We start from the raw sequence: 17,284 nt of genomic DNA, 5'->3' as shown, positions 1-17,284 counted from the left end.
TGTGTATAAGAGACAGGCCCGCGCCCGCTCCGCAACGCCCGTCGGCCGAACCCACCCGCGCCATGCCGGTGGGAACCCCGCCGGAAGGCCGGGCCCAGCGGCCGCGCGTCGCGCCTCCGACGCCCGGCAACGAGCCGACGACAGCGATCCCGACACCGCGGTCACAACCGCAGGACCCGGACCCTGACAAAACGACCGCCATCCCCACCCCGGGGCGGCAAGCCGGTAAGCAGGGCGACGACGCCGAGGCCGCGACCGAGAAGCTCAACACACCCGAGGACGCCGAGCGGCAGTCCCGCGGCGGTGTCAGCGCTCAGGATCTGCTGCGGCGCGAAGGCCGACTGTAGGACGAGCCGGACGGCGAAAGTTCACTCCACGTCGTCTGTTTCGGCCTTGACCAACGGTCCGTCATCGGACTCGAGTGCTTCCTGCTCGGCCTCCGGATCGCGCGCCGTCAGCACCCGCACCGCGCTGTTGAGGAACGCCAGCACCGGCACCGCCAACAGCGCGCCCACGATGCCCGCGAGCACACCGCCGCCCGCGATCACCAACACGATCGCGAGCGGATGGATAGATACCGCGCGACCCATCACCAACGGCTGCAGCACGTGGCCTTCGAGCTGCTGCACCGCGATGACCAGACCGAGGGTGATCAACGCGTAGATGAAACCCTTGGCGATCAACGCGACGACCACCGCGAGTGCACCCGCCACGACGGCACCGACCAGCGGGATGAACGCGCCGAGGAACACCAGCGAGGCCAGCGGCAGCGCGAGCGGCACACCCATGATCGCCAAGCCGGTCCCGATGCCGACGGCGTCAACGAGTGCCACCAGGAAGGTGGCGCGCACATATCCGATCAATGAGTGAAAGCCCGCCCGGCCCGCGTCGCGCACCCGGTCACGCACGTGAGCGGGGAAGATCTGGGTGACGAACGCATAGATGTTGCGGCCGCCCTGCAGCAGGAAGATCAGCGTGAACAACACCAGCACAGCGCCGGTCACGATCTCGGTCACCGTTCCGGCGGTCGACAGCGCGCCGGTCGTCACCTTCTCCTGATTTTTCTGCAGGGCATCGATCGCGGCGTTGCCCGCGTTGTCGATCTGCTCCCGGCTCAGGTGTAGCGGGCCGTCGATCAACCAGTTACGAATTCCGTCGATGCTGCGGCTGACCTGTTGAGTCAGCTCCGGGGCGCCCTCGATGAACTGCGTGACGACGAACGACAGGATCCCCCCGACCACGGCGAAACCGCTGAGCAGCATCAGCGCCACCGCCCCGGCCCGGGGCGCCCCGCGGCGGTCCAGGAAGTCGACCGCGGGCATCAGCAGCGCCGCCAGCATCGTCGCCAGCGCGACCGGAACGACGATGATCTCCAGCTGCTTCACCGTCCAGAGCAGGGCGACGACGGCGGCGAGGATGACCAGCAGGCGCCACGACCAGGCAGCGCCCTTGCGAACGAGAGGTGAGACGGACGCGTCGTCGAGAGAAGGGCCCCCAGGCATCCCGATAGCGTAACGGCCCCGCACTTGGTGCGACGGATCTCTGGAAACCGCGTCACCAGGCATTACCCTTAGCCCGTGGCACACGATGCGCCTGCGAGTGCGGCCCACAGCCAGGGGCGCTCCACCCGCAGCAGGTACTGGTGGCTGCGGTGGGCCGTCCTCGCCGTCGTGGCCATCGTGCTGAGCGTCGAACTCGGACTCGTGTGGGATCAGCTCGCCAAGGCCTGGCACAGCCTCTATACCGCCGATTGGTGGTGGGTGCTGGCGGCCGTGGGCACGGCAATGGCCTCCATGCACTTCTTCGGCGACATCCAGCGCAAGCTGTTGAGGTCGGCGGAAGTGCCGGTGCGGCAATGGCGTTCGCAGGCCGCGTTCTATGCGGGCAACTCGCTGAGCACGACGCTTCCCGGTGGACCGGTGCTTTCGGCGACGTTCATCTACCGACAGCAGCGCCTCTGGGGTGCGACGCCGGTCATCGCCTCCTGGCAGCTGGTGATGTCCGGCGCGCTTCAGGTGATCAGCCTGGCGCTGCTGGGGCTCGGCAGCGCGTTCTTCCTGGGGGCCAAGCACAACCCCTTCTCGTTGATCTTCACGCTGGCAGGCTTCGTCATGCTGATCGTGCTGGCGCAGGCGGTGGCCTCTCGGCCGGATCTGCTCGACGGCATCGGTGTGCGGGTGCTGTCGTGGGTCAACTACGTGCGCGCGAAACCCGCCCACAACGGGCTGACCAAATGGCGCGAGACGCTGGCGCAACTCGAGTCGGTGAAGCTGAGCAGGCGCCAGCTGTCCATCGCATTCACCTGGTCGATGTTCACCTTGGTTACCGGCGTGGGGACGCTGCTGTTCGCGTGCTTCGCGGCGGGCGGCAAACCGTCGCTGCTCGGGGTGATCGTTGCCTACGTCGCCGCCCGCGCTGTCGGCTCGATCCCGCTGATGCCCGGCGGGTTGCTCGTCGTGGAGGCGGTGCTGGTGCCCGGCCTGGTGTCGAGCGGGATGACGTTGGCCTCGGCGATCTCCGCGATGCTGATCTACCGGCTCGTCAGCTGGATCTTCATCGCGGCGATCGGATGGGTGGTGTTCTTCTTCATGTTCCGCACCGAGACCGACGTCGACCCCGACGCATGCGCCGGCCAGCGGTAGCCGTCCTCGGTGCCGCGGCACTGATCGCCGCCTGTTCGCCTGCCATGCAGCCGGCCGAACTGACATCGCCGACCGAGTCGTCGCCTAAGACGTCGACGACGGCCTCACCCCCGCCTCAAGGACCACGGCGCGGCCCCGCCCCGTCAGTGGCGACCCCGATCGTCGGCGACGCGATCAGCCAACCCGTGCCGGTGCGCGCCACGGACGGCAAGAAGCATCTGGTGTACGAGATCACCCTGACCAACACGCTGCCGAACCAGCTGAGCCTGAAGTCGATCACCGTGCTCGACCGCGATGTCGTCCTGCTCGACCTCGGAGACGACCAATTGGCGCAGTGGACCCGGATACTCGGAACCCCGAGCCCGACAACCACAATCGGGCCCGCGCAGACGGCGGTCGTGTTGTTCGACGTCGCACTGGACGACGACGCGCCGATGCCGACCCGGCTCACCCACGCCGTCGCGTTGAGCAACCCCGACCCGATGGAACCGCTCTTCCCCGCCGACCAGACCGTCGACATCGCGCCGGTCGACGTGCAACCCCGCGAACCGGTCGTCCTTCGGCCCCCGCTGGCCGGACCGGGCTGGGTCGACGGCGGCGGGTGCTGCGGTACCAGCGACCACCGCACCGCGCTCAACCCCCTCAACGGCCGACTGTGGGCCGCGGAACGGTTCGCGATCGACTACGTCCAACTCGCTCCCGACGGACGACTGGTCACCGGCAACGCGTCCGAACTGGAGAACTTCGCCTACTTCGGCGCCGACATCCACGCCGCCGGCGACGGTCCGGTGGTCGCGGTGCTCGATGGCCTTCCCGAACAGGTGCCCGGCCGCAACCCGACCGGCCTACCGCTGAACCAGTACGCAGGCAACCACGTCGTGCAGGATCTCGGCGACGGGAACTACGCGCTCTACGCCCATCTCAAGACCGGCACCGTCGCGGTCAAGCCCGGCGACCGGCTGACCGCCGGCCAGGTTATCGGAAAGGTCGGCAACACCGGCAACACCACCGCTCCGCACCTGCACTTCCAGGTGATGAGCTCACCGGATCCGCTGGGCTCCAACGGATTGCCGTTCGTGTTCGACGCGTTTCGGCTCGATGCGCGGATGGTCGACGATGACGACGTCATCGCCCCCCTCTTCGAGGGAGAAACCGCGAGACTTCAGCCCGCTTTCGCCGCTCGTGACGAAAAGAACGCCATGCCACTGCAATTGGATGTGATGACATATGCCGATCGATAGCCGCGAACGGACCCGGCCCGCGCTGACGGCCCTCGCCACCGATGTCGTCTGCCTGATCGTGTTCGCCGCGATCGGACGGCGCAGCCACGACGAGGGCCTGAACCTCGCAGGCATCGCCGAGACCGCATGGCCGTTCGTGACGGGTGCCCTCGCCGGCTGGGTGCTGTCCCTCGGATGGCGTCGGCCCTATTCGCTGGCGCCGACCGGGGTCGCGGTGTGGGTATGCACCGTCGTGGTGGGGATGCTGCTGCGCAAGCTGACCTCCGCCGGTGTGGCACCGAGTTTCGTTGTGGTGGCGTCGATTGCGACAGCGGTGCTGTTACTCGGCTGGCGCGCCGGGATCCTGGTCATGACTCGCCGCTGACACCGTCAGCGTCGCGCGCAGGCCACCGAGCGGACCGTCGGAGAGCTCGATGTGGCCGCCGTGCAACGCGGCCTGCTGGGCCACCAGGGCAAGCCCCAGACCCGAACCGCCGGGTGCTGCGGTGCTGCCGCGGGAGAACCGGCCGAGCACGGTCTCGTGCTCGTCGGCAGGCAGCCCGCAGCCGTTGTCGTCGACGACGATCGTCATCGTTCCGTTCATCCGGTGCGCCGCCAGCACGATGCGGCTCGCCCTGCCGTGGGCGATCGCGTTGCGCAGCAGGTTGTCCACCGCCAGCCGCAGGCCACCCGGCCAGCCCCAGACGGTGCCGAGGTCGTCGTCGGCTTGGACCTCGATCTCGACGGCGCCGCCGGCGCGGGCGTTCTCGCGCGCCACCCGGTCCAACAGCTCTGCCACGTCGATGAGTTCGCGGTCCTCGGTGCGTGCGAGTTGGCCAGAGGCGAGCTGACCGAGCGCGGTGATGATGGCCTCGACCCTGCGCTGGGCCCGCGAAAGGTCCTGCACCACCTCGTCACGTTCGTCGGCGGGCAGGTCATGGATGCGCAACGTGTCGATGTCGGCACGCATCGCGGTCAGCGGGGTGCGCAGCTCGTGTGCGGCGTTGGCGGCGAAATCCTGCGCGGCCTGAAGGGAATTCGTGGTGGCCCGCTGCGCGGCGGCCAGCCGGTTGAGCATCCCCGACATCGCCTCGGAGAGGTCCTCGGCTTCGCGCACACCGTGCACCTCCGGCATGTCGGTGCTGTCCCTGCCCAGCTTCTTGGTGTGTTCGGTGAGCCTCCGCAGCGGGCGCACCGCGGGCCCCGCCAGCAGCCAGCCCAACCCCGCCGCCACCAGGACGGTCAGGACTCCGACACCGGTGTAGAGCGGAATCCTTCTGGGGCTCAACAAGATACTGTCGGCTCGGATGCCGACCGACATCAACACTCCGCCATCCTTGTTCAGCGGAATCGTGCGAACCCGGTACTCGACGCCGTTGACCTCGACGGTCGCGGTGCCGGGTGATAGCGGCGGCAACTGCAGACCGCGCTGGAACACCACTTGCCCCGTCGACCGCGACCGGCCCGTCGTCAGCACTCCGCGACGCACATCCTGGCTCTGATCGGGGGACACGCTGGCGTCGATGATCGAATCGAGCCGCCGATCGAGTTGGGCCACATCGTTGTTCGCCAACACCACCGAAGTGAGCACCAGGAACGCGGCGACGACGGCGGCCGCGGCCGCGCCCGCCGCGACGGCCACCCGGGTGCGCAGCGACGCCGACCGCAGAATCCGCGGCGTCTTCACTCGCCCGTGCCCGATCGTTCGGCTCGCAAGCTCGTCTCAGGCCTCTTCCCGCAGCACGTAGCCGATACCGCGCACGGTGTGGATCACCCGCGGCAGCCCATCGCGTTCGAGTTTGCGCCGCAGATAGGAGATGAACACATCGGCGACGTTGGTCTCGACGTCGAAGTCGTAGCCCCACACGAGTTCCAGCAGCCGCTGCCGGCTCAACACCACACCGGCGTTGTCGACGAGCACTGCCAGCAGGTCGAATTCGCGCTTGGTCAGATCGACGCGCTCCCCCGCCACGAACACCAGCCGGCGCGCCGTGTCGATGGTCAGCGGCCCGACCGTCATGGTGTCCGACTGGTGATCGGAGTGGCTGGCCCGGCGCAACAGCGCGTGCAGCCGGGCCACCAACTCGCCCAGGTCGAACGGCTTCGTCAGGTAGTCGTCGGCGCCGGCTTCCAGCCCGGCGATGCGGTCGTTGACGGTGTCGCGCGCGGACAGCACGCAGATCGGGATGTCGTTTCCCAGCGCCCGCAGCGCGGTGACGACGGCGACCCCGTCGAGCTCGGGCATCTGTACGTCGAGAACCAGCGCGTCGTGCGATTCATTGGAGAGCAGCCGCAGTGCTTCCTTACCGGTCGCCGCGACCCGGACGTCGAACCCCGAGTGGCGCAGACCGCGCGCGACCGAGGTCCTGACATCCGGGTCGTCGTCGACCATCAGCACGGTGCGGCCCGCGCCTTCCTGCTGAGCGGACGGCCCAGAAGCCAAGCGAACGAAGGCCTAGCTGTCGGCGATGCCGTCGCCGTTGGTGTCGCCGCAGCGGTTCTTGATGTCAACCAGTGGCTGGCGGATACCGGTCAGCTCGGCCTTCACCTGAGGGTTGTTGTTCAGGTAGTCCTGCACCTTGCCCCGAACGTCCTCGCGCGGCAGGCCTTCCAGGCTGGTGAAGAACCAGTTCACGTCGGGATGGGTGAACAGGTAGGCCGAGGTGGAGGCGGAGACGCCGGAAGCCACACCGGCGAGATCGGCCGCGGTGCAGTTCGGCGGCTCGGCGCCCGCGAGCGGCATGGCGCCGAAGAACATCGCACCGGCAATCGCACCAGTGCCGACCGCGCCAGCAACCGCACGACGCGCAGAACGGGCCGAGAGAAACATGGGTGAGCTCCTTCATCGGAAGTGGAGTGGTCGTAACCATGGCGGTTTCGACGTCTACCAACAGGGACCAACGGAGAAAAGCTAAGCAGAATGTCCGCAGACTTTCTTGCCTTGCGGTCAACGAATCGCCGAAAAAGCGAAATCCGCAGCCCAGGACGCCCGCGGACGTTGGCTACGCGTCGTCCCGGGTCAGGGCAGACCGGCGATCGCCGAAGAAGGCGAAGGCACACCGCCCTGCGAAACCGGTGACGCCCCATGCTGTTGCGTCGTGACGCCCGGCGCGGTGGCGGTCGGCGCCTTGGGGGTGGGCGCCTGCGCCGGCAAACTCGCGGGCAGGCCGCCGCCCTGCTGCGCGGCCTGCATCAGACCCATCACCTGAGGCAGCGTGAACGGCAGCTTGCACTTGCCCGACAGGCTCGTCAACGGCTGCTGCAACTGCTGCATGTCCTTGGCGACTTGGGGGTTGGCGTCGAAGTAGTTCTTCAGCGCGCCGAGCGACTGCGGTCCGGCCTGCTGCTTGGAGATCGTCGTCAGCGCCTGGTTCGTCTGCGGATGCGCCTCGAGGTACTCGCCGGTGGAGTTGGCAACGTCCCCGATGGTCTTGGCGACCGAACTGGCGGCGCAGGGGTCCTCGGCGGCGGTGGCCGACGGCAACGACGCCGTGGACGGCAACACCAGCGCGGCCGCCACGGCCCCGCCTGCTGCGGAGGCGGCGACGACGCCGACGAAGCCACGACGAATCAGCCGGGGGGTCGTTTTCATGGACAACTCCTAACGATTTGCGGACGTGTCGACGATCTCGATCGGTCCGCAAATGCTCTCGCGATGGACGGCAATCAGTCCCCGACGCCGAAAACGGCCAAAGCTCATCCCGCCACCCGGCGCACTACCCCCGCCAATTCTGCCCGGCGGCGACCCCCGCGAACCCACCCCGGCGGATGTCCGCGGTAACGCCGATCGCTTTGTTCGCGAGAACGAATCGGGCGATCTTGAGGCGTTGCTGGCAGACTGCTCGAGGCCCCTGAGAGGACACCGAAGGGCGGAGCACCTTACCGCAGGTTGATGTACGCTTCGGCTACGAAACGCCGGGGAGAAAGCGGGGAATCCAATCCAGCAATTCATGTTGCGCTTGAGCAGCAAACTGCGCAGATATCGCTGGGCGGTTTTCGCCGTATGGGTGCTCCTGCTCGTCCCGTCGGTCTGGCTGGCGCTGAACCAGTCCAGCCATCTCACCGGCGGCGGTTTCGAGGTCGAGGGCTCCCAGTCGCTGCGCGTGCAACGCGAACTCGAAGAGCACTTCCCCGATCAGGGGGCGTCGCCGCTGGCGTTGGTGGCCGCACCGCGCGCCGACGCGTCGTACCAGGACATGAACGACGCCGTCGCCCACCTCGAACGCCTGGCCGCCGAGGTGCCCAGCGTCAAGATCGTCCCGAATCCGCAGCAGCCGCCGCCGCAACCCGACCGGCCCTACGTCGTCACGTTGCAGCTCGACTTCAACAACACCGGCGCCGTCGACGTCGCCAAACAGCTACGCCACAAAGTCGGCATCAACGGCGAGGACCCGGGCGAAATCGAGAACGGCAAGGTCAAGCTGTATGTCATCGGTCAGGGGGCGCTGGGCGCCGCCGCGACCCAGGCCACCAAACACGACATCGCCCAGGCCGAGCGGTGGAACCTTCCGATCGTCCTGATCGTATTGCTCGCGGTGTTCGGATCGCTGGCCGCCGCGGCCGTGCCGCTGGTGCTCGGTATCTGCACCGTCGTGGTGACGATGGGGCTCGTCTACCTGCTGTCGATGTTCACGACGATGTCGGTGTTCGTGACGTCGACGGTGTCGATGTTCGGTATCGCGCTGGCCATCGACTACTCACTGTTCATCCTCATGCGGTTCCGTGAGGAGCTGCGCGCCGGCCGGGACCCCGATCAGGCCGCCGACGCCGCGATGGCCACGTCCGGCCTTGCGGTGGTGCTGTCCGGGCTGACCGTCATCGCCTCGGTGACCGGCATCTACCTGATCCAAACCCCCGTGCTGGTGTCGATGGCCACCGGCGCCATCCTCGCGGTCGCGGTGGCGGTGCTCACCTCGACCACGCTGACGCCGGCCGTGCTGGCGACGTTCGGCCGGTCGGCCGCGCGGCGCTCGTCGTACCTACATTGGTCCAGGCGCCCGGAGAGCACCCAGTCCCGGTTCTGGACCCGGTGGACCGGCTGGGTGATGCGCAGGCCGTGGTTGTCGGCGCTGGCCGCCGCGGCGCTGCTGATCACGCTGGCCGCACCCGCGTTCTCGATGATGCTCGGCAACAGCATGCAGCGGCAGTTCGAGCCGACCCACGAGATCCGCGGCGGCGTCAACGCCGCGGCCGAAGCGCTGGGCGCGGGCGCGCTCGGCCCGGTGCGGGTGTTGGTGGCGTTCCCGGACGGCAACGCCGCATCGGCGCCGGCGAAGGAGCCGCTGCTCGACGCGATCCGCCAGCGGATGGCCCAGGGCCCGAACGTGGTGTCGGTCAGCCCGCCGTCGTTCGGCGAGGACTACCGCCATGCGCTGCTCTCGGCGGTGCTGTCGGTCGATCCCGAGGACATGGCGGCCCGCGAGACCGTCGACTGGATGCGTGCCGAGCTGCCGTCGACGGCCGGGACCGAGAACGTCAAGATCGACGTCGGCGGCCCGACCGCGCTGATCAAGGACTTCGACGACCAGGTGTCGGTCAAGCAGCCGCTCGTGTTCGTGTTCGTGGCGCTGATCGCGTTCTGCATGCTGCTGGTGGCGATCCGCTCGGTGGTCCTGGCGATCAAGGGCGTGCTGATGACGGTGCTGTCGGTTGCCGCCGCCTACGGCAGCCTCGTCGCGGTGTTTCAGTGGGGCTGGCTTGAGGATCTGGGCTTCGATCGGATCTCGTCGCTGGACAGCACGATCCCGCCCCTGGTGCTGGCGATGACGTTCGGCCTGTCGATGGACTACGAGATCTTCCTGCTGACCCGCATCCGCGAGCGCTTTCTGCTGACCCGCAACACCCGCGACGCGGTGGCCTACGGCGTCAGCACGAGCGCGCGGACCATCACCAGCGCCGCCCTCATCATGATCGCGGTGTTCATCGGTTTCGCGTTCGCGGGCATGCCCCTGGTCGCCCAGCTGGGCGTGGCCTGCGCGGTGGCGATCGCGGTGGACGCGACGGTGGTCCGGCTGGTCCTGGTGCCCGCGCTGATGGCGATGTTCGACGAGTGGAACTGGTGGCTGCCCCAGTGGCTTGCCCGCGTCCTGCCGTCGGTCGATTTCGAGAAACCGCTGCCCAAGGTCGACACACCGAACCTCATCATCATCCCCGACGATCTGTCGTCGCTCGGACCGACCGGATCCGAACTGCGCACCGTCGTCAAGTCGGCGGCCAAGCTGAAAACCCTTGTACCGCAGGCCGTGACCGTTGCCGATCCGCTGGCGTTCAGCGGATGTGCCCCGAGCGCCCCGACCGTGAAGATGCGCAGTGCCGGGCGGCTCAACGCCGGGCACCGCAACGGCGGCGGCGGTACCGCGCTGGCCACCGCCCCGCCGCCCGTGCATCCGGTGACCATGTGGCGGGGACGGTTGGCGGTCGCGCTGGACGCGCTGGAGACCGCATCGGGATGCGAGCACGCAACCATGGAACGGCGCAGCCCGATGGAGACCACCAACGTCCAGCTGCCGACCGGTGACCGGCTGCAGATCCCGACGGGCGCGGAGACGCTGCGGTTGAAGGGCTACCTGATCATGTGCCGCAACACCACACGCGACTACGCGGAGTTCGCCGATCTGGTCGAGTGCATGGACACGCGCACCGCGGCAGAAGTACTGAGCACAATGGACCGGTACTACTCTGGTTCGCAGGCGAGGAAACAATGGGTGGCGACTCAGCTGGTGCGCCGACTGGCCGACCCGCAGCCGTCGGACGAGCACGACACCCGGATGTCCGGTCCAGAGGCGGAGGCGGAGTGGGCCAAGGTTCGGGAGCGCTGCCTGTCGGTGGCGGTCGCGATGCTGGAGGAGGCGAGGTGACGGTGACTCCCGACATCCGGGATACCCGCCGCCAGGGGATCTCCGAAGGTCAGGCCGCGAAGCCGGCGGGCGACGAGCGTCCGGTCGAGTTCTGGCCCACCGCAGCCATCCGCTCGGCCCTCGAAACCGACGACCTGGCCGTGTGGCAGCGCATCGTCGCAGCGATCAAACGGGATCCGTTCGGACGCACCGCCCGTCAGGTCGAGGAGGTGCTCGAGACCGCGCGGCCCTACGGCGTGTCCAAGGCGCTGGCCGAGGTCCTCACCCGCACCCGCGAACACCTCGAGGCCAACGAACGCGAAGAGGTGGCCCGCCACATCCGCGCGCTGCTGGAGCACTCCGGGCTCGGCCGCCAGGAGTTCGCGTCGCGCATCGGTGTGCCCGCCGAGGACTTCGCGGCCTTCCTCAGCGGCAAGACCAGCCCGTCGGCGTCGTTGATGGTGCGCATGAAGCGGCTCTCCGAGCGGTTCGCCCGGATGCGATCGTCCCGGCCCCACAACTGACGCGCTGGGTATACGCCGCGAATGGACCTCGAACAAATCCTGCGAAAGACCCGCTCGGTGGCGATCGTCGGCGCATCACCCAACCCCGCCCGCGCCAGCCACGAGATCTGGACCTACCTCAAGGCGGCGGGCGATTACGAGCTGTATCTGGTGAACCCGACCGTCAGCGACATCGAGGGCACACCGGTCTACCCGTCGCTGGCGGATCTGCCGGTGGTGCCCGACCTCGTCGACGTGTTCCGGCGCCGCGAGCACCTTCCCGGGGTACTGCACGACACCATCGCGGTGGGCGCCAAGGTGTTGTGGTTGCAGCTCGGCCTGTGGGACGAACAGGTCGCGCGCGACGGTGAGGCCGCCGGCCTGACGGTCGTGATGGACCGCTGTATCAAGGTCGACCACGCCCGACTTCTCGGCTGACGCTTCGACCGGAGGTCAGGCGCTCAGCGCGAGTGGATCGGCGACACGTCGTCGACCAACCACCGACCGTCGTTCTTGCTCAGCGTGACCCGCAGCGCCAGCACCGCGGTGTCGGGCTGCTTGCCCGGCGAGTTCTGCGTCGCGTGCAGGATCACCGCGACGCTCGCGGCGTTCGGGCCGATGGCTTCGACGCCCGCCGAGACGGTGCTCGCCTGCGCGGACACGTTGCGGCTGGTCAAATCCTTTGCCACCGAGGAGAACTCGTTCCTGAACGCCTCGGCCCTTTCCGGGGCCATCATCGCCGCCGCGCGGTCGATCGATGCGGTCGGGCTCTGGGGGGTGAACGTAGCGGACGCTTCGGCCACACTGCTGGCGATGCCGACGACGTCGGCGCTGTCGTTGCGCAGCGTGCGGTCCGGCACCGTCCACTTCAGGTACCCGACGAGCACCGCGGCCGCCACCGCCGCCGTCGCGACCGCGACCACTCCCAACCTCAACCCCGGGCCGTCGTCGTCGGTGCCGACCGTCACCGCGTCGCGGCGCGCGAGCACCACGTTGACCACCACGCCCTGCACGATCAGCAGGCACAGCACCGAACAGACCGACACCCACCACACCGGCCAGGCCAGCGCGATGCCGATGTAGACCAGCGCCGCCACCGCCGCCAGCGGAGGAGCGACGTCGAATGCGGCGACCCGCCAGACGTTCCTCATCGGATCGGCTCCAACCGCGAGATCAGCAGTTTGCCGTCTACGTCGGACACGTCCAGCCGAAGCGTCCAGCGCACCGTCTTCGGCTTGTCCCCGCCGACGTTCTCGCTGATGGACGTCGCCACCACCATGACCGTGTCGGTGCGGGAAGCGAATTCAGAGATCTCGGGCTGCGGCCGCTGCGGCCGCGCCCCGTCGGGACCAGGGGGCGGGTGATAGATCGATTCGACGGCCACCGAGTCGATCTGGCCGGCGGTCTTCGCCTGCAGGGTCTGCACGAGCTTGCGGTACGGCTCGACCGCCGCATCGAAGTCCGCGTTGAGCTGACCGACCGTGCCCTCGTGCAGCTTGACCATGTCGGCCTGCACAGTGTCCTTGTTCATGTTGATCAGCACGTTGGTCCAGTCGGCCGCGGTCTGCATGACGCGCGAGCGGTACCGCAGTTCGTCGGTGTCGTCGCGGTGCTGGGTCCAGATCAGCGCGGCCAGCGCCACCGCGACGACCGCGATCACGCCCAGTACGGCCGATGCAATGCCGTAACTGGTGAAGACGGGACCGTCCTCGGTCGCGGTGGGCTCGTCCTCGGGCATGCGCGTGAGGGTACCGGGCTGCGGCTCGGACGCCGGTGAGCGGTCAATGTCACAACCCGCCCGACGCTCAAGAAGGGCGAAGAGGGGTATGCAGGCTCGCGACCGGCCGACCGAAGGGATTGCGTGGCCAACTGCCTCATCGCCGCCAGCCCGATCCCCGGGCATGTGATGCCGCTGCTCCACGTCGCTGCCGACCTGCAAGAGCGCGGTCACCGCGTCACGGTGCTGACCGGCGCCGAACATCGGGACGCGGTGCTCGAGCGGAACCTGTTCGCGATCGATCTGCCCGACGCGGCCCATCCCAAGCGGGACGACACCGGATTGCGGGGCGTGCCTGCGCTGCTCGACCGCTGGTATCGGGGTCGCGCCGAGATGCGCTCGGTGTTCATAGATCCGCTGGCCGCACAGTACTGGGCACTGCGTAAAGCGCTTGCGCAGGAGCGCTTCGACGCGGTGCTGTGCGATGTCGCGTTCACCGGCGCACTACCGCTGCTGACGGGCCACCGGCCCCGGCCGTGGATCCTGGTCTGCGGGGTCGGCCCGCTGACCCTGTCGAGCGCCGACGCTCCGCCGTTCGGGACGGCGTGGGCGCCACGGTCGGACCTCAACTACGAACCGATGACGTGGGTGACGCACCGGGTCATGTTCCGCGACGTCCACACCGATCTGAACGGCACGCTGGCCGCGGTCGACGCCCCGCCGTCGCCGGTGTTCCTGACGGACTGGCCGCTGCTCGCCGACCGGCTGCTGCAGTTCACGGTGCCGTCGCTGGAGTATCCGCGCAGCGACCTGCCCGCGACCGTCGTCTACACCGGCCCGGTCATCCCGACACCGTCCGCCGCTCGCCATGGGCTGCCGTGGGATCCGGCGGCGGATGGGCGCACGGTCGTGCACGTCAGCCAGGGCACGTGGGACAACGAGGACCTCGACGCGCTCGTCGTCCCGACCATCGAGGCGCTGGCCGGTCGCGAGGATCTGCTGGTGGTCGCGACGACGGGGCGCCGGGGTCGCACGACGATCCCCGGCCGGGCGCCCACCAACGCCTGCGTCACCGACTTCCTGCCCTATGCCGAACTACTGCCCAACGTCGACGTGATGATCACCAACGGCGGCTACGGCGGCGTGCACCAGGCGTTGTCGCACGGCATTCCGCTGATCGTCGCCGGCGGCTCAGCCGACAAACCGGAGGTCGCCGCCCGCGTGGGCTACGCCGGGGTTGGCGTCAACCTTGGCACCCCACGGCCGGCACGCGCCGCGATCGCCGGCGCCGTCGACGAGATCCTCGGTACCGACGCCTACCGCGTCGCGGTGCGCCGGGTGCGCCGCGAGATCAGCGCGGTGAACGCCTTCGACCGCATCGCCGAGACGCTCGAGGGTCTCGCGGTGCCGCAGCGACCCGGGAGACCCGCCACGGCTTCTGGCACCCTGGTGGGGTGACGGTAGAAGCAATCAGATCCGGTATCGACCTCAGTTACGTCGATGCCGACGCCCGCCCGCAAGACGACCTGTTCGGCTACGTGAACGGCCGCTGGCTGACCGAGTACCAGATGCCCGGTGACCGCGCCACCGACGGTGCGTTCCGGTCGCTGTACGACCGCGCCGAGGAGCAGGTCCGCGATCTGATCACCGGAGCCGCAGCGGCGGCGACATCAGGCACCGACGCGGCGGCGTCGAACGCGCCCCAGGGCAGCGACGAACAGCGCATCGGCGATCTGTACGCCAGCTTCATGGACGAGCAGTCCGTCGCCGCGCGCGGGGTGCAACCGCTGCTGGACGAGCTGGCGGCGATCGATGCCGCCGACTCCCCCCATGCACTCGCCAAGGTGCTCGGCGCGTTGCAGCGCACCGGAGTCGGCGGTGGCACGGGCGTCTACGTCGACACCGACTCCAAGGACTCGACCCGTTACCTGCTGCACATGAGCCAGTCGGGGCTGGGCCTGCCCGACGAGTCCTACTACCGCGACGAGCAGCACGCCGAGATCCTCGCCGCCTATCCGCAGCACATCGCGGCGATGTTCGAATTGGTCTACGGCCCAGGCGATCACGACGACACCGCGGCCCGCATCGTCGCGCTGGAGACCAAGCTGGCCGCCGCGCACTGGGACGTCGTCAAGCGGCGCGACGCCGACCTCACCTACAACCTGCGCACGTTCGCCGACCTGCCGACCGAAGCACCGGGCTTCGACTGGGCCGGCTGGGTGTCCGAGCTCGGCACCACCCCGGAGAAGGCCGCAGAAGTCGTTGTGCGCCAACCCGATTACCTCACCGCGTTCGCCGCGGAGTGGTCGGGCGGCGACCTCGAGGATTGGAAGCGTTGGCTGCGCTGGCGCGTCATCCACGCCCGCGCCTTCCTGCTGACCGACGACCTGGTCGCCGAGGACTTCGCGTTCTACGGCCGACGGCTCTCGGGCACCGAGCAGATCCGCGACCGGTGGAAGCGCGCCGTTTCGGTGGTGGAGAGCCTGCTGGGCGACGCGGTCGGAAAGCTGTACGTACAGCGGCATTTCCCGCCGCACGCCAAGGAGCGGATGGACGAACTCGTCGACAACATTCGCGAGGCTTACCGCGTCAGCATCAACTCCCTGGACTGGATGACGCCGCAGACGCGGGAGAAGGCGCTGGCCAAGCTCGACAAGTTCACGCCCAAGATCGGATATCCCGCGAAGTGGCGTGACTATTCGGGCCTCGTCATCGAGCGCGACGACCTCTACGGCAACTACCGCCGCGGCTACGCGTTCGAGTACGACCGGGAACTGCGCAAGCTCGGCGGGCCCGTCGACCGCGACGAATGGTTCATGACGCCGCAGACGGTCAACGCCTACTACAACCCGGGCATGAACGAGATCGTCTTCCCCGCCGCGATCCTGCAGCCGCCCTTCTTCGACGCCGACGCCGACGACGCCGCCAACTACGGCGGGATCGGCGCGGTCATCGGCCACGAGATCGGGCACGGCTTCGACGACCAGGGCGCCAAGTACGACGGCGACGGCAATTTGGTCGACTGGTGGACCGACCAGGACCGCACCGAGTTCGGCGCGCGCACAAAGAAGTTGATCGAGCAGTACGACGAGTACGTCCCCCGGCAGTTGAGCAACGGACACCACGTGAACGGCGCCTTCACCGTCGGCGAGAACATCGGCGACCTCGGCGGCCTGTCGATCGCCCTGCTGGCGTACCGCCTGTCGCTCAAGGGTGAGCCCGCACCGGTGCTCGACGGGCTGACCGGCGAGCAGCGGGTCTTCTTCGGCTGGGCCCAGGTGTGGCGGACGAAATCCCGTGACGCCGAGGCCATCCGGCGGCTCGCGATCGACCCGCACTCACCGCCGGAGTTCCGGTGCAACGGCGTCATCCGCAACATGGACGCGTTCTACGAGGCGTTCGACGTGACCGAGAACGACGCGCTCTACCTCGACCCGGAACGACGGGTACGGATCTGGAACTAGGGATTTCGGTGCGCTGACAGTCGCTCAGCGATCGTCAGCGCACCGGAATCGCTCAGAACATCTGCCAGTCGGACGCGCCGTCGGGCTGGTTGTAGATGCCGACCGAGTTCTTCACCACGACGGCGTCACCGCTGCCGAAGTTGTCGAAGAACCACTGCGCGTTGGCGGGACTGAGGTTGACGCAGCCGTGGCTGACGTTCTCCTCGCCCTGTGAGCCGACCGACCACGGCGCGCTGTGCACGAATGCACCGCTGTTGTCGATGCGCACGGCGTCCTGGACCTTGACCTTGTAGCCGTCAGCCGAGTCCACCGGCACGCCGTAGGTGGAGGAGTCCATCACGATGTCGGCGAACTTCTCCAGCACGTAGTAGGTGCCGTTCTTGGTCTCGTGACCCTTCTTGCCCATCGACACCGGGAACGTCTTCTCGAGCTTGCCGTTGCGGTGGACGTACATCTGCAGCGAGTCGTTGTCGATGGTCGCGACCAGCTGCTCGGGCACGGTGAAGCTGGACTTGGTGCCGGAGGCGTCGATGTTGACCACCGTGCCCGCGGGCCAGAAGTCCTGCGGACGCCAGCGCACCTGGGTGTCACTGGTCCAGTAGAACCGGCCGGGAACCGGGGGGTTGGACGAGATGTGGATCGCGTCCTCGGCCATCTGCCGGTTGGCGATCGGTCGCTGGAAGTTGATGTAGATCGGCTTGGCTGCGCCGACGATCGAACCGTTGCTCGGGTTGAAGGACGGCGGCGCGAACACCGGGGAGCCGACGTACGGCGTCGGGTTCTGTCCGGGCGGGGTGCCCTCCGGGATCGGCTGCTGCTGAGCCAGCGGATTGGGCGGCGCGAAGAACGGGTTCGACGACGGCGGCTGCGGTGTTAACAGTAGGCGTCCGGAACCGATGAAC

16 protein-coding genes and 1 pseudogene are annotated in these 17,284 nt (G+C 68.3%); 9 read left to right on the top strand and 8 right to left on the bottom strand.

Translation table 11 applies throughout. From position 1 onward, the window contains the following. Nucleotides 1-347: pseudogene (locus A5752_RS27925) on the top strand (hypothetical protein); the annotation flags it as partial. 21 nt (nucleotides 348-368) lie between these two features. On the opposite strand, the gene A5752_RS05670 reads toward A5752_RS27925, so the two are convergent. Beyond that, a complete protein-coding gene (locus A5752_RS05670) occupies nucleotides 369-1,502 on the bottom strand; it encodes an AI-2E family transporter (protein WP_067083199.1) in 1,134 nt (377 codons plus the stop codon). 75 nt (nucleotides 1,503-1,577) lie between these two features. Between A5752_RS05670 and A5752_RS05665 the strand changes: the two genes are divergently transcribed. The 3 genes from A5752_RS05665 (at nucleotide 1,578) to A5752_RS05655 (ending at nucleotide 4,247) form a co-directional block, all read left to right on the top strand. Continuing rightward, on the top strand, nucleotides 1,578-2,642 hold the full coding sequence (locus tag A5752_RS05665; protein ID WP_067083197.1) for a lysylphosphatidylglycerol synthase transmembrane domain-containing protein: 1,065 nt from the start codon (nucleotides 1,578-1,580) through the stop codon (nucleotides 2,640-2,642). A gap of 146 nt (nucleotides 2,643-2,788) precedes the next feature. After that, the gene (locus A5752_RS05660; protein ID WP_231983329.1) at nucleotides 2,789-3,883 is read left to right on the top strand and encodes a M23 family metallopeptidase; all 1,095 of its coding nucleotides are present in this window, start codon (nucleotides 2,789-2,791) and stop codon (nucleotides 3,881-3,883) included. Then, nucleotides 3,870-4,247, top strand: coding sequence for a DUF3054 domain-containing protein (locus A5752_RS05655; RefSeq protein ID WP_067083193.1), 378 nt, complete (start codon nucleotides 3,870-3,872; stop codon nucleotides 4,245-4,247). The genes A5752_RS05660 and A5752_RS05655 overlap by 14 nt, the downstream gene beginning before the upstream one ends. On the opposite strand, the gene A5752_RS05650 is transcribed toward A5752_RS05655, so the two are convergent. The 4 genes from A5752_RS05650 to A5752_RS05635 all read right to left on the bottom strand — a co-directional run bounded on the left by A5752_RS05650 (nucleotide 4,203) and on the right by A5752_RS05635 (nucleotide 7,454). Continuing rightward, nucleotides 4,203-5,549, bottom strand: a complete 1,347-nt coding sequence (locus tag A5752_RS05650; protein WP_197500547.1) for a HAMP domain-containing sensor histidine kinase — start codon at nucleotides 5,547-5,549, stop codon at nucleotides 4,203-4,205. The genes A5752_RS05655 and A5752_RS05650 overlap by 45 nt on opposite strands. A gap of 36 nt (nucleotides 5,550-5,585) precedes the next feature. Next, nucleotides 5,586-6,254 carry a response regulator transcription factor gene (locus A5752_RS05645; protein WP_197500548.1) on the bottom strand — a complete coding sequence of 223 codons (669 nt, stop codon included), beginning with the start codon at nucleotides 6,252-6,254 and terminating at the stop codon, nucleotides 5,586-5,588. Between the two features lie 63 nt (nucleotides 6,255-6,317). Further along, complete coding sequence (locus A5752_RS05640; RefSeq protein ID WP_067083190.1) at nucleotides 6,318-6,692, bottom strand: heme-binding protein; 375 nt, start codon at nucleotides 6,690-6,692, stop codon at nucleotides 6,318-6,320. Between the two features lie 189 nt (nucleotides 6,693-6,881). After that, nucleotides 6,882-7,454, bottom strand: coding sequence for a hemophore (locus A5752_RS05635; RefSeq protein ID WP_067083188.1), 573 nt, complete (start codon nucleotides 7,452-7,454; stop codon nucleotides 6,882-6,884). Between the two features lie 358 nt (nucleotides 7,455-7,812). On the opposite strand from A5752_RS05635, the gene A5752_RS05630 reads away from it, so the two are divergent. Genes A5752_RS05630 through A5752_RS05620 form a run of 3 tightly spaced genes read left to right on the top strand, consistent with a single transcriptional unit; the run spans nucleotide 7,813 to nucleotide 11,639 of the window. Beyond that, entirely contained in the window at nucleotides 7,813-10,719 is a 2,907-nt protein-coding gene (locus A5752_RS05630; RefSeq protein WP_067083186.1) for an MMPL family transporter, read from the top strand. Then, entirely contained in the window at nucleotides 10,716-11,222 is a 507-nt protein-coding gene (locus tag A5752_RS05625; protein WP_067083185.1) for a transcriptional regulator, read from the top strand. Before A5752_RS05630 ends, A5752_RS05625 begins: the two co-directional genes overlap by 4 nt. A gap of 21 nt (nucleotides 11,223-11,243) precedes the next feature. Beyond that, complete coding sequence (locus tag A5752_RS05620; protein WP_067083183.1) at nucleotides 11,244-11,639, top strand: CoA-binding protein; 396 nt, start codon at nucleotides 11,244-11,246, stop codon at nucleotides 11,637-11,639. Between the two features lie 23 nt (nucleotides 11,640-11,662). Here A5752_RS05620 and A5752_RS05615 read toward each other — a convergent pair whose 3' ends face one another. Together A5752_RS05615 and A5752_RS05610 are read right to left on the bottom strand one after the other, a co-directional pair. Then, nucleotides 11,663-12,352 (bottom strand): hypothetical protein, encoded by a 690-nt coding sequence (locus A5752_RS05615; protein ID WP_067083182.1) that lies wholly within the window; start codon nucleotides 12,350-12,352, stop codon nucleotides 11,663-11,665. After that, nucleotides 12,349-12,939 (bottom strand): Rv1363c family protein, encoded by a 591-nt coding sequence (locus A5752_RS05610; RefSeq protein WP_067083180.1) that lies wholly within the window; start codon nucleotides 12,937-12,939, stop codon nucleotides 12,349-12,351. The genes A5752_RS05615 and A5752_RS05610 overlap by 4 nt, the downstream gene beginning before the upstream one ends. A 123-nt stretch (nucleotides 12,940-13,062) precedes the next feature. Between A5752_RS05610 and A5752_RS05605 the strand changes: the two genes are divergently transcribed. Both A5752_RS05605 and A5752_RS05600 read left to right on the top strand, forming a co-directional pair. Then, the gene (locus A5752_RS05605) at nucleotides 13,063-14,376 is read left to right on the top strand and encodes a nucleotide disphospho-sugar-binding domain-containing protein (protein WP_067083179.1); all 1,314 of its coding nucleotides are present in this window, start codon (nucleotides 13,063-13,065) and stop codon (nucleotides 14,374-14,376) included. Beyond that, nucleotides 14,373-16,382: a M13 family metallopeptidase gene (locus A5752_RS05600; RefSeq protein WP_067083177.1), complete on the top strand. Its 2,010-nt coding sequence runs from the start codon at nucleotides 14,373-14,375 to the stop codon at nucleotides 16,380-16,382. Before A5752_RS05605 ends, A5752_RS05600 begins: the two co-directional genes overlap by 4 nt. Before the next feature lie 52 nt (nucleotides 16,383-16,434). On the opposite strand, the gene A5752_RS05595 is transcribed toward A5752_RS05600, so the two are convergent. Further along, on the bottom strand, nucleotides 16,435-17,284 hold an 850-nt coding region (locus A5752_RS05595), incomplete at its 5' end, for a L,D-transpeptidase (RefSeq protein WP_231983328.1).

Origin of the sequence: Mycobacterium sp. 852002-51961_SCH5331710 (genome assembly GCF_001665535.1) — a bacterium.
In the GTDB taxonomy this organism is placed as follows: Bacteria; Actinomycetota; Actinomycetes; order Mycobacteriales; family Mycobacteriaceae; genus Mycobacterium.
This window is presented reverse-complemented; position numbering and strand designations above follow the sequence as displayed.